Origin of the sequence: Lysinibacillus sp. BF-4, assembly GCF_000743635.1 — a bacterium.
Lineage (GTDB): Bacteria > Bacillota > Bacilli > Bacillales_A > Planococcaceae > Metalysinibacillus > Metalysinibacillus saudimassiliensis.
This window is the reverse complement of the sequence record NZ_JPUW01000001.1, coordinates 25,036-40,299: the sequence shown is the minus strand read 5'-3', so window position 1 is coordinate 40,299 and position 15,264 is coordinate 25,036. Positions and strand designations below refer to the sequence as shown.

General features: G+C 41.2%; 13 protein-coding genes and 1 pseudogene. All 14 read right to left on the bottom strand.

From position 1 onward, the window contains the following. Window positions 1–73: 73 nt before the first annotated feature. Window positions 74–703, bottom strand: a complete 630-nt coding sequence (gene pyrE / locus CH76_RS00195; protein WP_036141178.1) for an orotate phosphoribosyltransferase — start codon at window positions 701–703, stop codon at window positions 74–76. A 2-nt stretch (window positions 704–705) separates the two neighbouring features. Next, window positions 706–1,413 carry an orotidine-5'-phosphate decarboxylase gene (pyrF, locus tag CH76_RS00190; RefSeq protein WP_036141176.1) on the bottom strand — a complete coding sequence of 236 codons (708 nt, stop codon included), beginning with the start codon at window positions 1,411–1,413 and terminating at the stop codon, window positions 706–708. Further along, window positions 1,413–2,324 (bottom strand): dihydroorotate dehydrogenase, encoded by a 912-nt coding sequence (locus tag CH76_RS00185; RefSeq protein ID WP_036141173.1) that lies wholly within the window; start codon window positions 2,322–2,324, stop codon window positions 1,413–1,415. The genes pyrF and CH76_RS00185 overlap by 1 nt, the downstream gene beginning before the upstream one ends. Next, on the bottom strand, window positions 2,321–3,091 hold the full coding sequence (locus CH76_RS00180) for a dihydroorotate dehydrogenase electron transfer subunit (protein WP_036141168.1): 771 nt from the start codon (window positions 3,089–3,091) through the stop codon (window positions 2,321–2,323). The genes CH76_RS00185 and CH76_RS00180 overlap by 4 nt, the downstream gene beginning before the upstream one ends. 1 nt (window position 3,092) lies before the next feature. Next, window positions 3,093–6,286, bottom strand: a pseudogene (carB, locus tag CH76_RS00175) (carbamoyl-phosphate synthase large subunit). Next, a complete protein-coding gene (locus CH76_RS00170) occupies window positions 6,279–7,379 on the bottom strand; it encodes a carbamoyl phosphate synthase small subunit (protein ID WP_036141165.1) in 1,101 nt (366 codons plus the stop codon). Before CH76_RS00170 ends, carB begins: the two are co-directional and overlap by 8 nt. Then, a complete protein-coding gene (locus CH76_RS00165; protein ID WP_036141162.1) occupies window positions 7,376–8,653 on the bottom strand; it encodes a dihydroorotase in 1,278 nt (425 codons plus the stop codon). The genes CH76_RS00170 and CH76_RS00165 overlap by 4 nt, the downstream gene beginning before the upstream one ends. A gap of 1 nt (window position 8,654) precedes the next feature. Continuing rightward, entirely contained in the window at window positions 8,655–9,533 is an 879-nt protein-coding gene (locus CH76_RS00160) for an aspartate carbamoyltransferase catalytic subunit (RefSeq protein ID WP_036141158.1), read from the bottom strand. A 151-nt stretch (window positions 9,534–9,684) separates the two neighbouring features. Then, entirely contained in the window at window positions 9,685–10,965 is a 1,281-nt protein-coding gene (locus tag CH76_RS00155) for a solute carrier family 23 protein (RefSeq protein WP_036141155.1), read from the bottom strand. 5 nt (window positions 10,966–10,970) lie between these two features. Further along, window positions 10,971–11,516 (bottom strand): bifunctional pyr operon transcriptional regulator/uracil phosphoribosyltransferase PyrR, encoded by a 546-nt coding sequence (gene pyrR, locus CH76_RS00150; RefSeq protein ID WP_036141153.1) that lies wholly within the window; start codon window positions 11,514–11,516, stop codon window positions 10,971–10,973. A 219-nt stretch (window positions 11,517–11,735) separates the two neighbouring features. Further along, window positions 11,736–12,641, bottom strand: coding sequence for an RluA family pseudouridine synthase (locus tag CH76_RS00145; RefSeq protein WP_036141150.1), 906 nt, complete (start codon window positions 12,639–12,641; stop codon window positions 11,736–11,738). Next, the gene (lspA, locus tag CH76_RS00140; RefSeq protein ID WP_036141147.1) at window positions 12,638–13,117 is read right to left on the bottom strand and encodes a signal peptidase II; all 480 of its coding nucleotides are present in this window, start codon (window positions 13,115–13,117) and stop codon (window positions 12,638–12,640) included. The genes CH76_RS00145 and lspA overlap by 4 nt, the downstream gene beginning before the upstream one ends. A 114-nt stretch (window positions 13,118–13,231) precedes the next feature. Then, a complete protein-coding gene (locus CH76_RS00135) occupies window positions 13,232–14,797 on the bottom strand; it encodes a cation acetate symporter (RefSeq protein WP_036141144.1) in 1,566 nt (521 codons plus the stop codon). 22 nt (window positions 14,798–14,819) lie between these two features. After that, window positions 14,820–15,146: a hypothetical protein gene (locus tag CH76_RS00130; protein WP_036141143.1), complete on the bottom strand. Its 327-nt coding sequence runs from the start codon at window positions 15,144–15,146 to the stop codon at window positions 14,820–14,822. Between the last annotated feature and the right edge of the window lie 118 nt (window positions 15,147–15,264).

The window sequence follows — 15,264 nt, the reverse complement described above, 5'->3', positions numbered from 1 at the left end:
ACATAAAACATAGAGTAAGGCATAAAAAAACATCTTTTTCGATAAACGAAAAAGATGTTTTTTATATTTATTTTTATAGTTCGCCTGCTTTTAATTTTGCATGCCACTCTTTTAAGAAAGGTGCGTTTTCTTCTTTAATTGAACCTGCCTCAGTTGCCGCTTCAATTAAATAATCAAAGTTTGTTAAACTTGCGTAGCTCACGCCAATTTCATCAAATGCTTTTTCGGCACGTGGTAGATTGTATGTATACACACAAACCACACCTACTACTTCACAGCCTGCCTTACGCAGTGCTTCTACAGCAGTAATCGAAGAACCACCTGTTGATACGATATCTTCAACTACTACAACCTTTTGACCTGGTGCATATTTACCTTCAATTTGATTGCCACGTCCATGCTCTTTTGCTTTTGAACGTACATAGACCATTGGTAAATCTAAAATATCACTTACCCACGCAGCATGCGGAATGCCCGCAGTCGCTGTGCCCGCTACAACTTCTGTTTCTGGGAAGTTTTCTTTAATTAATGTAGCTAAACCGTTAGCGATTTGCTTACGTGCTTTTGGATCAGAGATTGTTAGGCGTGTATCACAGTAAATTGGTGATTTGATACCAGAAGCCCATGTAAATAAATCAGTTGGATTAAGTTCTACTGCTCCTACACTAAGCATAGCGTGTGCAATTTCGTTTTGTAATGTCATAATTAGTTGCCCTCCCATAATGTACGTACCGTTGTGTATGCAAGTTGTGGTTCTGCTGCTTGTGTGATAGCACGTCCTACTACAATTTGTGTTGCGCCGTCACGTTTTGCACCGTCTGGTGTTGCAATACGCTTTTGGTCATGCGTTTCGCCACCTGCTAAACGAATGCCTGGTGTTACTCGTAAGAAATCAGCGCCACAAGCTTCGCCAATCATGGCTGCTTCATGGACGGAGCATACTACGCCATCAAGCCCTGCTTCTTTTGTTAGTTGAGCGTAATGCTTTACTGCATCATTAAGTGAAAGCATAATTTTTTGCTCACGTTGCATTTGCTCTTCTGTTGTAGAAGTTAGCTGTGTTACAGCAATTAGCTTAGCACGTTCTTGTCCTGCTGGCGTACCTTCTTTTAATCCTTCAAGTGCTGCTTCCATCATTGGACGACCACCTGCCGCATGTACGTTAACCAAATCCACGCCTAGCTTAGCTAAGCCGCGCATTGCTGACTTAACTGTATTAGGAATATCATGAAGTTTTAAATCTAAGAAAATATCATGCCCCATATTTTTAATGGTTGTAATAATGCTTGGGCCTTCTTGTAAATACAGCTCCATACCAACCTTTACAAATAGACGCTCATCAAATTGTTGTAAAAAAGCTACGACTTCTTGCTCAGTCGAAAAATCTAGCGCAATAATAGGATTGGTGTTCATTAGCGGTGGCTCCTTCCGATAATTTCTGAAATATGCGTTACGCCAAGTGCATCTAGTTTAGCTGGTAGTGCTTCAACTAAATTTGGGCATACAAAATGATCAACAAAGTTCGCTGTACCTACTGCAACAGCCGAAGCACCTGCTGACATAAAGTCAATCACATCTTGTGCGTCTGTAATACCACCCATACCAATGATTGGAATGTTAACAGCATTGTATACTTCATACACCATACGGATAGCAACAGGTTTTACGGCTGGGCCTGATAGACCACCTGTTTTATTAGCAATAACTGGCTTACCTGTGCGCTCATCTAAGCGCATACCAACTAATGTATTAATCATCGTAATACCGTCTGCTCCGCCTGCTTCTACAGCCTTAGCAAGTTCCACTACGCTCGTTACATTAGGTGATAGCTTCACATAAACAGGTACCTGTGATACGGCCTTAACCGCTGCTGTTAGTTCTTGAGCAGTTTGTGGGTCTGTACCAAACTGGATACCACCACACTTAACATTTGGGCAGGAAATATTTAGCTCTAGTGCTTTAACATTAGGTGCAGTTGAAATACGTTTAGCTACTTCAACATAATCAGCTGTCTCTGAACCCGCCACGTTAGCAATAATAGGTACATCATATTGTGCTAACCACTTCAATTCATTATTCATAACATGCTCAAGCCCTGGATTTTGTAAGCCAATAGCATTTAGCATACCTGCTGCGGTTTCAGCAACACGCGGCGTTGGGTTACCACGGCGTGGCTCTTCTGTTGTTGCCTTAATCATAATAGCGCCAAGCTTCTCTAAATCATATAACTTGGCATACTCTTGACCAAACCCAAAACAGCCTGAAGCGGGCATAATAGGATTGCGTAAATCTAAACCTGGTAATTCCATAGCTAAGCGATTCATAATGCCACCGTACCTTTCGGGAATACTGGACCATCTGAGCATACTTTAATATAGTCGCGCTCATCTTGATCTGTTGTATCACATACACATGCGAAGCAAGCGCCAATACCACAGCCCATGCGCTCTTCAAATGATAAGTAACCCTCTTTTTCGGGGTAGTATGCCTCTAATGCACGTAACATTGGCATTGGACCACATGAATAAAATACATCAAACTCTGGTTGCAACTTATTTAAAACATCCGTAACAAAACCTGTATGACGATGTGTGCCATCAGCTGTAACATATTGCGTTTCACCTAGTGCTAAAAATTCATTTTCATAGAAACAAACATCTGCTGTTTGGAATCCCATAACATGAATCGTTTTAACCCCTTTAGCATTAAGTTGTTTAGATAGTTCATACAGCGGGGGCACACCAATACCGCCACCAACGAGTAATGCTGTATCGCCCGCTTGTACAGCATCTAGTGGGAAGCCATTACCAATTGGGCCAAGTACGTCTACAACTTCGCCTTCGCGATTTTTAGCTAATACTTGTGTACCGCGCCCCTCAGCACGGTAAATCATTGTAAATTCACTTTTCTCTTTATCTACATTAGCAATGCTAATTGGTCGTCGTAACAAGGGCTCAAGTGCATCCGTCACGCGAACATGAACAAATTGCCCAGGAGACATGTCCTGAACAATTTGTCCGCGTAACGTGATTTCAAAAATGTTTTTTGCAATTTGAGCTTGGCGAACGACCGTCATTCGCTCTTGTTGCATATTATTTTACCTCCGCCTTTGGCATTTGCTCTGCTGTAAAGGTCATTGACTCAATTACACGTAGCATTGCCTCTGCTGTATCTAATGAAGTTAAGCAAGGTACGCCGTTTTCTACTGACTCGCGTCGAATACGGAAACCGTCACGTGCTGGTTGCTTACCTTTTGTTAATGTATTGATTACAAGCTGTGCCTCACCGTTTTGGATAACATCTAGTAACGTTGTACCCTCAGCACCAATTTTGCCAACAACATCTGTACGGATGCCCGCTTCTTCAAATGTTTTTGCTGTGCCTTCTGTTGCTAAAATACGGTAGCCTACTGTTGAGAAGCGTTTTGCTAATGCAATTGCCTCGTCTTTATCCTTATCTGATACAGTGAATAGCACTGAACCATGTGTTTGGATTTCCATACCTGCTGCTACTAAACCTTTGTAAAGTGCTTTTTCAAGCGTAGCATCTTTACCCATTACCTCACCTGTCGATTTCATTTCAGGTCCAAGCGTAATGTCAACACGGCGTAACTTCGCAAAGCTGAATACTGGTACTTTAACGAACACGCCTTGTTGCTCAGGAGCTAGGCCTGTTGGGTAGCCTTGTTCTACAATTGACTCACCTAAAATGGCTTTTGTCGCAATATTTGCCATCGGAATATTTGTAATTTTACTTAAGAATGGTACTGTACGGCTTGAACGTGGGTTAACCTCGATTACGTACACTTCACCTTCTGAAATAACATATTGAATATTCATTAGACCTACAATTTTTAAGCCACGTGCTAAGCGCGTTGTATAGTCTGTTAAGGTTTCGATTTGTTGTTGCGTTAATTTTTGCGGTGGGTATACAGAAATTGAGTCACCTGAGTGAACACCAGCGCGCTCAATATGTTCCATAATCCCTGGGATTAATACGTTTTCACCATCACAAATTGCATCAACTTCAATCTCGTTACCTGTTAAGTAGCGGTCAATAAGCACTGGGTGGTCGGGTGATGCTTCAACCGCATGTTCCATATAGTGCTCTAACTCTTCTACGTTATATACGATTTCCATTGCTCGTCCACCAAGTACGTAAGATGGGCGCACCAGTACTGGGAAGCCAATTTCTTTACCAATTACTACTGCTTCTTCTTTAGAAATCGCTGTTTTACCAAGTGGTTGTGGTATGCCAATTTCGTGGAGCGCACGTTCGAATTTATCACGATTCTCAGCGCGATCGATATCTTCTAATGTTGTACCTAAGATTTTTACGCCGTTTGCTTCTAGTTTGTCTGCTAAGTTAATAGCTGTTTGTCCACCGAACTGTACAATGACGCCCTTAGGTTGTTCAAGGTCAATAATATGCATTACATCCTCAATTGTTAGTGGCTCAAAGTATAATTTATCTGAAATTGAGAAGTCCGTTGATACCGTTTCAGGATTTGAGTTAATAATGATAGCTTCATAACCTGCTTCTTTAATTGCCCATACAGAGTGAACTGTCGCATAGTCAAACTCTACGCCTTGTCCAATACGGATTGGCCCAGAGCCAAGTACAATAACAGATTCTTTATCTGTTTTTATCGATTCATTTTCTTCTTCGTATGTGCCATAGAAGTAAGGTGTATTTGATTCAAACTCACCTGCACATGTATCTACCATTTTGTATACAGGTACAATGCCATGCTCCTTACGGAAAGCATAAATGTCTGCCTCAGTTGTATCCCATAGCTCTGCAATTTTACGGTCTGCAAAACCTAAACGTTTTGTACATAAAGTGTATCTTTATCTTGCTTATTGTCAGCGAGCGTTTTTTCCATTTTAACAATTTTATCGAACTTCTCTAGGAAGAATAAGTCAATTGCTGACCATTCGTGAATTTGCTCAATCGTTACACCACGGCGTAGTGCTTCACCAAGGAAGAAGATACGCTCATCGCCTGCTTTACGGATACGTTTTTCAATCCATGCGTCGTCGTGCTCCGCACCATTTTTAAGTTCTAGGTGGTCTTGTCCCATCTCTAGTGAACGAACAGCCTTTAACATTGCCTCTTCAAATGTGCGACCAAGTGCCATTACCTCACCTGTTGCTTTCATTTGTGTACCAAGGTTACGCTTTGCTGATTCAAACTTATCAAAAGGCCAGCGTGGAATTTTTGCGACAACATAGTCAAGTGCTGGCTCAAAGCAAGCATATGTTGACTCTGTAACAGGGTTTTTAATTTCATCTAGTGTTAAACCTACCGCAATTTTAGCTGCAAGCTTTGCAATCGGGTAACCTGTTGCTTTTGACGCTAGTGCAGATGAACGTGATACACGTGGGTTAACTTCAATTACATAGTACTGGAAGCTATATGGGTCTAGTGCAAGCTGTACGTTACAGCCACCTTCAATTTTTAATGCGCGGATAATATCTAGTGAGATATTACGTAGCATTTGGTTTTCGCGGTCAGATAATGTTTGTACTGGTGCTACTACAATAGAGTCACCCGTATGGATACCTACAGGGTCAACGTTTTCCATGTTACATACTACGATGGCGTTGTCTGCTGCGTCACGCATTACTTCGTACTCAATTTCTTTATAACCTGCGATTGATTTTTCTAGTAAACATTGTGTTACTGGTGAGTATTTTAAACCTGACGTTACGATTTCTTCTAAATCTTGGTCATTGTAACAAATACCGCCGCCTGTACCACCAAGTGTGAAAGCAGGGCGTACGATTACTGGGTAATCAATGCGTTGTACAAATGCTTTTGCTTCATCTAGATTGTGGATGATATCTGATTCAGGTACTGGTGCACCTAACTCATACATTAAGTTACGGAATAAATCGCGGTCCTCAGCTTTATGGATAGCATCTAGTTTTGTTCCTAAAATTTCTACATCTAACTCTTTTAAAATGCCTGATTCTTCAAGCTCAATTGCCATGTTTAACCCTGTTTGTCCACCTAATGTTGGTAGTAGGGCATCCGGGCGCTCTTTACGAATAATACGAGATACGAACTCTAAAGTGATAGGCTCGATATATACTTTGTCAGCGATTTCGGTATCTGTCATGATTGTCGCTGGGTTCGAGTTAATTAAAATTACGCGGTAGCCCTCTTCTTTTAACGAAAGACAAGCTTGTGTTCCTGCGTAGTCAAATTCTGCGGCTTGTCCGATTACGATTGGGCCTGAGCCGATTACTAAAATAGTTTCAATATCTGTACGTTTAGGCATTTTGTTTCCCCTTTTCTACTTCATTTTCCATCATTTCAATAAAGTCATCGAATAAGTGGTTAGAGTCCTCTGGACCTGGTGAACCTTCTGGGTGGAATTGCACCGCAAAGATTGGATAGTTTTTGTGGCGGATACCTTGTACTGTTCCGTCATTTAAAGCGATATGTGTTACTTCTAAGTCTGTTGCTTTTAGTGATGCCTCGTCAATCGCATAGCTATGATTTTGCGATGTTAGCTCTGTACGACCTGTTGCTAAAGATTTAACAGGGTGGTTACTACCACGGTGACCGAATGCTAGTTTAAATGATTTGGCACCGCTTGCCATTGATAGGATTTGGTGACCTAGGCAAATACCGAACATTGGCACTTTTCCGATTAAATCTTTCACAATTTCAACTGCCTCAGGAATGTCTGCTGGGTTACCTGGGCCATTTGATAATAAGATACCATCTGGATGCCATGCTAAAATTTCCTTAGCCGGTGTGTTGTAAGGTACAACTAATACGTCACAATCACGTTTATTTAACTCGCGTAGTAAACCATGCTTCATACCATAGTTAATGACAACAACACGCATGCCACGACCTGGGCTTGGGTAAGCTGCTGTTGGTGATACTTGCTTAACGTGGTCTGTAATTAGGTCTGTTGCTTTTAGTTGTGCTACAATCTCATCCACGTTTACTGCTTCATCTGCTGCTGTAAGGATAGCGCGCACAGTTCCTGCCTTGCGGATAATGCGTGTTAACTTACGTGTATCAATACCTTCGATACCTGGTACGTTTTTAGCCGCAAGGTAGTCGTCTAATGTTTCGTCACAACGGAAGTTAGAAGGATGCTTTGCTAGCTCACGTACCACTAATCCACGGATATGTGGAGTAATACCCTCAAAATCATCACGGTTAATGCCGTAGTTACCGATTAATGGGTAAGTTAATGTTACAATTTGACCGTAAAATGAAGGGTCTGTGATTTCCTCTTGGTAACCAGTCATACCCGTTGTAAATACTACTTCACCTTGTGATGCAGCTTCACTACCGAAAGCAAAGCCTTTAAATACTGTACCGTCTTCTAAAATAAGCATACGTGTTTTCATTTTGCGTCCTCCTGATATACGATTTCACCTTCGAAAATTGTCATAACAGGCCAACCCTGTACAACCTTTTCATTAAATGGTGTATTTTTCCCCTTTGAAACAAATGTCGTGCGATCAATTACTTGCTCTTTAGCAAGGTCAATTAGTACAAGATCCGCCACAGCGCCCTCTGCTACCGTACCATAAGGTAGGTTAAAGACTGCTGCTGGTTTAACTGTCATCCAGTCAATTAATTGCTTTACTGTCCACTCGCCCGTTTTAACAAAGCGTGTATATAGTAGTGGGAACGCAATTTCAAAGCCATGGATGCCGAATGGTGCATCGCTCATGCCGTTTGATTTTTCTTCCTCCGTATGAGGCGCATGGTCGGTTGCGATACAGTCGATTGTGCCATCTAGTAAACCTTCGCGTAGCGCTTGTAAATCTTCTGCCCCACGTAATGGTGGGTTCATTTTCCAGTTTGCATCATCTGAAGGTATATCATCCTCACATAGTAATAAGTGGTGTGGTGTTACTTCAGCTGTTACTTTTACGCCAGCTTTTTTAGCATCACGGATAACGCGTACTGACTCTTTTGTTGATACGTGGCAAACATGGTAGTGTGCGCCCGCTGCTTCTGCAAGTAAAATATCACGCGCGATATGCACTGATTCACATACAGAAGGAATACCTTTTAACCCAAGCTCCTTATTGCGCTTGCCTTCATGCATTACGCCACCATAAATTAATGAGTTGTCTTCACAGTGTGCAACTACTGCCATATCAAGTTTAGCAGCATCCTGCATACACTCAAACATCGTTGCAGCTGTTTGTACACCTACACCATCATCTGTGAAAGCAAATGCACCGTGTTGTTTTAAAGCTGCTAAGTCTGTACGCTCTTTACCTGCTTGACGAACTGTCAGTGAAGCATAAGGTAATACGCGAATTTTAGCGTTATCTTTAATTAATGTATTCACAAGCTCAAGGTTTTCTACTGTGTCTGGTACTGGACGTGTATTTGGCATTGAGCAAACTGTTGTATAACCACCTTTTGCCGCTGATGCTGTACCTGTTGCAATCGTTTCTTTCTTTTCGCCGCCTGGCTCGCGTAAGTGAACATGCACATCTACAAAGCCTGGTGCTAGTAAGTTACCCTTACCATCAATCACTGTTGCACCTTCTGTTTGTACGTCTCCGATCTTAGCAATCTTACCAGCCTCAATCGCCACGCTAGTGTCGATTAATTCACCTTGCTCGTTTAACATTTTGACATTTTGAATAACTGTTTTCATTTTATTCTCTCCCTTTCAAAAGTGTTTCAACAATTGCCATGCGAACATAAACTCCGTTGCGCACTTGCTCAAAAATGCGTGAGCGCTCGCACTCAACTAATGTAGTATCAATTTCGACACCCCGATTAATTGGTGCTGGATGCATGATGATTGCACCGTCTTTCATTTGTTTCTCGCGCTCTAGCGTTAAACCATACTGCGCATGGTAGCCTTCCTTCGAGAAATCTTTATTGACTTTATGACGCTCGTGCTGCACACGTAGCAACATAATTACATCACTATCTTCTATTAAATCATCCCAATCATGATGGGCTTCAAAATCGCCTGCCCATTCAGGCGGACATAAGAAGCGCACATTTGCACCTAAATGTTCTAGTGCAATGGCGTCTGATTTAGCTACGCGGCTATGCGAAATGTCGCCAGCAATCGTAACATTTAACCCCTCAAACTTGCCAAACTCTTTTTTTATTGTATATAAGTCAAGCAGTGATTGTGAAGGGTGCTGCCCCGCACCATCGCCTGCATTGATTACAGCTACATTAATACCTTCAAGCAACTCATTGTAGTATTCATCTTCCTTAGCTCGAATGACTACTGCGTCTAAACCAATCATCTCAAGTGTTTTTACCGTGTCGTACATTGTCTCGCCCTTAATCGCACTAGAAAAGCCTGCATCGAAAGGGATAACGGTACAACCAACATTGCGCTCTGCCATTTCAAAGCTTGTTTTTGTACGTGTACTTGGTTCAAAGAATAAGTTCGCTACGTTGTATTTGCGCTCAAGCTGACTTGGCTCACCTGCTTCAAAAGCACTTGCTCGCGCTAGGATGTGTAAGATTTCTTCGTTTGATAAATACTCCATGGATAATAGGTTTTTCACGTTCGTTAGCTCCCGTCTCTATAAAAATAGCCTCGCTTAAGGTAAGCGAGGCGTAGGGAGGCATGACGAGATAGAGCTGTAGCGCTAAACGCTTGCTCACTCACCAAGTTCCCCTTTTTTGCCTCTCTGGACAATCTATTAAAAGGTACTGCTATTCATCTAATAATTTTTCATTTTCTTTTGTGTAAGGTGACTTCGGTAACACTAAGTTAAGTATAACACCTACAATTGCTGCAAGTGCCATGCCCTCAAGTGTTACTAACGAAAAGTCTAGCTTTGCTCCACCAATACCGATAATTAGTACGACTGAGGCAATGACTAAGTTGCGACTTTCACCAAAATCAATTTGGTTTTCGACTAGCATGCGTAAACCGCTTGATGCAATGATACCAAATAATAGTATCGATACGCCACCTAAAACCGATGTCGGAATTGTGGCAATTATCGCCATTGTTTTACCAGAAAACGATAAAAGTATTGCAATTATGGCAGCACCAAGTATTACAAACACACTATAGACACGTGTAATTGCTAATACGCCGATGTTTTCGCCGTAGGTTGTCTTTGGTGGACCACCGATTAGCGCACTAATAAATGTACCAATCCCATCGCCAAGTAATGAGCGGTGTAAGCCAGGGCTTTCAAGGTAGTTACGATTTACAACACGTCCAAGCACTAACTGATGACCAATATGCTCAGAAATTGTTACGAGTACAACTGGCACCATGATAAGTAAAATCTCTGCCGTTACCGTAAAGCTATAATCCACACCTGGTAGTAAAAACTTCGGCATCTCCAACATTTTTGCTTCACTTACTTTACTATAATCCACAATACCAATTGCTAGTGAATAAAGATAGCCTACCACAAGTCCCATTAAAATTGGCATTGTGCTTAAAATACCTTTAAAAAAGACTGTAAAGATAATTGCGGTAAATAATGTGACTAAAGCTGCTGAGAAGTGCAACATATTATATTCACCATTTACATTCATCGCCATATCAACTGCTGTGCCTGCTAAGCCTAATCCAATTACCATAATTACAGGGCCTACAACAATTGGTGGTAGCAATTTCATTAACCATTTATAACCGGTACGCCAAATGATGAGCGACACAATACCGTATACTACCCCGACCGCCATTGCACCGATCATAGCGCTACCTGGGCCATCAATTTTACTCGCTAAAATAATTGGTGCGATAAAGGCGAATGATGACCCTAAGTAAGCTGGTACCTCAAAGCGTGTAATTAATAAGAAGAAAATCGTTGCAATACCGCTTGTTAACAATGCAATAGCTGGCTCTAAGCCCACTAAAGTTGGCACTAAAATCGTTGAGCCAAACATCGCAAACATATGTTGTGCACTTAAAGTAATAAGCGACAGTGGATTTGGTACATCTCTAACGTCTAATCTTGCGTTCGTTGCCATCGCTATTACTCTCCCTGCTTATGAATTGTTACACTATCTAAACCATCAACCTCTGTTAAATGCACGACAATTTTTTCTGTGCTAGAAGTCGGAATGTTTTTACCTACATAATCAGCACGGATTGGTAACTCACGGTGACCGCGGTCCACTAAAACAGCCATTTGGATTTGTGATGGTCTTCCTAAATCCATTACAGCGTCAAGTGCTGCTCGCACTGTGCGTCCCGTGTATAACACGTCATCTACTAAAATAATTTTTTGGTTAGCTACTACATAATCAATATCAACCTGTTGCACATACGCCTCAGCGTTTTCATGCTTAGGTGTTAAGTCATCGCGATACAGTGTGATATCAAGCTCCCCTGTACGAATTGGTTTGCCTTCAATTTTTTCAATGCGCTCTGCTAAACGTTTAGCTAGAAAAGCACCTCGCGTTTTAATACCAACTAAAATACATTCATCAATTCCCTTATTGCGTTCAATAATTTCGTGTGCAATCCGTGTGATTGCTCGTGACATTGATTGGGCATCTAATAACTCTGTTTTTGTCAAAGTAGTGCTCTCCTCTCAGTTTCCTTAATTTTTCCAAAGAAAAAACCTCTTAAGCATATTGGCTCAAGAGGTGAATTTGCACACAAAAAGACATACGTAGCCGTCTACAGACGGGTAGCGTTGTATTTGGTACCTTATCAGCCTCTCTGGACTGCCATTAAAGGTGAATATTTAATTGACTGTCGCTAATTATAGACTGAAAAATACCAAACGTCAATGCTATTTACGTAACTTTTCGATTAAGGCTACAAAGTCAGACGGCAATTCTTGCTCAAATTGTAAATATTTCTTAGTGACTGGGTGTACAAAACCAATCACACCTGCATGTAACACTTGTCCGCCGAAATCAATGGTCTTCTTAGGACCGTACTTAGGGTCCCCCGCCATTGGGTAGCCAATATAGTCCATGTGTACGCGGATTTGGTGTGTACGCCCTGTTTCTAAGCGGCACTCTACTAATGTGAAATCACCAAGACGCTCGAGTACAGTGAAATGCGTAACAGCGTGCTTACCATTATCTTGTACAGCCTGTTTTTGACGGTCGCGTGAGTCACGACCAATCGGTGCTTCAATGGTACCCTTATCATGTGCAATATGACCGTGCACAAGTGCTGTATATTTACGTGTTACTGTTTTATCAACAAGTTGTTGCACAAGACCTTCATGTGCTTCATTTGTTTTTGCAACCATTAATAAACCTGACGTATCTTTATCAATACGGTGAACAATACCTGGGCGTAACTCACCATTCATATCAGATAAGTTGTTAAGTTGATAGGCTAAACCATTTACTAGCGTGTCCTTGGTATGCCCCGGCGCTGGGTGTACTACCATACCACGTGGCTTATACACAACAGCTACATCATCATCTTCATAAACAATATTTAATTGTAAATCTTGAGGAATAATTTCAATTACTTCTTCCTCAGGTATATTTACTTCATAGCTTTCACCAAGTTTAACTTTATAGTTTGCTTTTGGTGTTGCGCCGTTTAATGTAATGCGTTCTTCTGTTAACCATGTACCAATCTGCGTACGTGACCAATCTGCCTCTAGCGTTGATAGTGCCTTATCTAAACGTGATCCTACTACTTCTTCTGTAATAACTACTGTTTGTAACGTCATACTTTCACCTGTTTCCTTGTTTTTCGTTCTTCCATATACATCCCAATAAATAAAATGATAACCGCAAAGGTTAGTGCTGCGTCTGCCACATTAAAAATAGGGAAGTAATAATTAATTCCTGGGATTAATACGCTCGCAAAGTCTACAACCTCACCTCGTACAAGACGATCAATAAAATTACCAATCGCTCCGCCTAATAATAGCATTAACCCTACTTGTAGTACGGGCTTGTGTTGTGCTTCCTTGTGAAAGAAATAAATAATTGCTCCGATTACGACAAGGGTAATAATCGTAAAGAGCCACATTTGTCCTTCAAGCATCCCCCAAGCAGCGCCGCGATTGCGGTGTGATAATATAGCAAACCATGGGTCCCAAATCATAATACGCTCGCCAACTGCCATATTTTTAACGATTAGCCACTTCGACCATTGATCAAGTGCAATAACAAATAATGCAATGCCATAAAATTTATACACACAAACGTCCTCCAATACGCTGTACTTTCGCTATCGTAACATTCTATACGTTTTTTTAGCAAAATACAAAAAACATCCCTACACTCCTGTAGAAATGTTTTTGTATTGTTTTTATTATACCGTTTCTGAGCCCTTTGCGTGAACTTTTTTCATAAAGTCATTCACATCTGCAGGCACTTGTCTATCAAGTAGTGACACAATAATGACAGATAGGAAGCCTACAGGCACTGTAATAATGCCTGGGATTTTAAATTGTAAAAATTCAGGCATAACACTTGGGAAGAAAATAAGTAACATGGATACGCCTAAACCAATAACCAAACCAGCAATTGCACCCTTCTCTGTCATGCGACGCCACCAAATACCTAAAATAAATATTGGTGTAAAGGTACTTGCTGCTACTGTAAATGCGAGCGCAACTAAATGACCAATGGATGCATCTTTAACTAGTAACCCTAAGCCACCATATAAGATACCTAAAATCACAATCGCTACTTTACCCGCGATTACGCGCTCGCGTTGTGTAATATCTTTTTTAATAAACTCTGCATATAAATCATGGGCTAGTGCGCCTGAGCTAGTAATAAACAGCCCTGATAAATTAGAGAACACTGCCGCAAATGCACCTGCAATTACTAAACCTAGCAACCACTCGCCACCTAAGGCCTGTGCCGTCGATGGTATAACCATGTTATTACCACCAATGACTAAGTCACGCATAACTTCCTCTGAGGCTGTGCCTGCTAGGAAGATAGCACGTCCTACTACACCTAAATAAACAGCGAGTAAGAAGAACACACTTGCAATACCAATGGCCATTAAAGCGGATTTACGTGCTGCCTTTGCGCTTGGATTCGTGTAAAAACGTAATAAAATATGTGGTAAACCAATTGTGCCGAGTGCTAACCCAATGGTCATACTAATGGTTTGCCAAAACGTTGGGAAATAGAAGCCCGTACCTGACCATGCCTGTCCATCGAACTGAATATTACTGCCATCAAGCGCATACGGAGATGTCCCTGCAATCGGTCCCGAAAACGAATTGATCGCATATAATATTTTGTCATAGTGTAGGCCGCTGTACATTGCTGCTATTAACATAAGTATAAATGCACCTAACCGAATCCATAACTCCAATGCTTGATTGATAGTCGTCCCTTTCATACCACCAATCCCTACATAAAAAATCATAACAACACAAGTAAAAATAATACCAAATTCATAAGATGTGCCGAAGAACATACTTAAAATTTGTGCAGCGCCAAGTAATTGTGGTGCTGCATAGAAGCCCGAAATTGATAGTACTACCACAACCGCTGCGAGTCGAGCGCGGCGGCTATGGAAGCGGTAGCCTAAAAAATCAGCTACCGTAAATGCACCGAAACGGCGCAGTGGACCTGCAACAAAAATCGCTAGTAGCGTTAAGCCAATGGAAAAACAAAAAGCATAGTAAGCGCCGTCATAACCTAACTGAAAGGTTAAGCCCGCAATACCTAAAAAGGTTGCTGCACTTAAATAGTCGCCACCAATTGCTGAGCCATTGGTAAACCAGCCAAAACTTCGTCCCCCAACGAAGAAATCAGAAGCTGTTGCATTCTTTTTAGATAAATACGTAATGTAAACGATAGTTCCCATCAAAAATACCGTTAATATCATTTTTGGTTCAAATAACATACTCATTCAACCAACCCCCTTGTCCGTATTAATCGTGATCGTATTTAGCCAAGCGTTTTTCGTATAATTTAGTATGCACGTACGCAATAATAAATGACATTGCCATCATTACAACTGACGTAACAAACCATGTAATCGTCATACCGCCCCAAATTGGTTTAAATGCAAACGCTGGGAAGTACCAGTTCATTACAGGAATACTAAAAATTAAAACAAAATAAAATACCGTGAGTGAAACGCCCGTACGCAATTCATCATGCATAATCTCGCTAGTCTCATGATCGAGTGGTGGTAGGTCTTTAAAGTCTACGGTGCCATGTTCAACATAATCATAGTGATCTTTGTTTTCTGCCATGTTTCATTCCCCCCTTATTTATCTTTACAGCTTTATTTTACGCGATAACTTTATTCTAAAAATACAAAATATTGCTACAATTATATATTTTATTGCTCGTTTACGTTAAAATATGCAG

Bases quoted from the DNA above. Each gene is read 5' to 3' on its own strand.
- CH76_RS00170 (WP_036141165.1), bottom strand. From the start codon at position 7,379: ATGAAAACACGTATGCTTATTTTAGAAGACGGTACAGTATTTAAAGGC.
- CH76_RS00185 (WP_036141173.1), bottom strand. From the start codon at position 2,324: ATGAATCGCTTAGCTATGGAATTACCAGGTTTAGATTTACGCAATCCT.
- pyrE (WP_036141178.1), bottom strand. From the start codon at position 703: ATGACATTACAAAACGAAATTGCACACGCTATGCTTAGTGTAGGAGCA.
- pyrF (WP_036141176.1), bottom strand. From the start codon at position 1,413: ATGAACACCAATCCTATTATTGCGCTAGATTTTTCGACTGAGCAAGAA.
- CH76_RS00145 (WP_036141150.1), bottom strand. From the start codon at position 12,641: ATGACGTTACAAACAGTAGTTATTACAGAAGAAGTAGTAGGATCACGT.
- CH76_RS00165 (WP_036141162.1), bottom strand. From the start codon at position 8,653: ATGAAAACAGTTATTCAAAATGTCAAAATGTTAAACGAGCAAGGTGAA.
- CH76_RS00130 (WP_036141143.1), bottom strand. From the start codon at position 15,146: ATGGCAGAAAACAAAGATCACTATGATTATGTTGAACATGGCACCGTA.
- CH76_RS00135 (WP_036141144.1), bottom strand. From the start codon at position 14,797: ATGAGTATGTTATTTGAACCAAAAATGATATTAACGGTATTTTTGATG.
- CH76_RS00180 (WP_036141168.1), bottom strand. From the start codon at position 3,091: ATGCAACAAGAGCGAATGACGGTCGTTCGCCAAGCTCAAATTGCAAAA.
- CH76_RS00155 (WP_036141155.1), bottom strand. From the start codon at position 10,965: ATGGCAACGAACGCAAGATTAGACGTTAGAGATGTACCAAATCCACTG.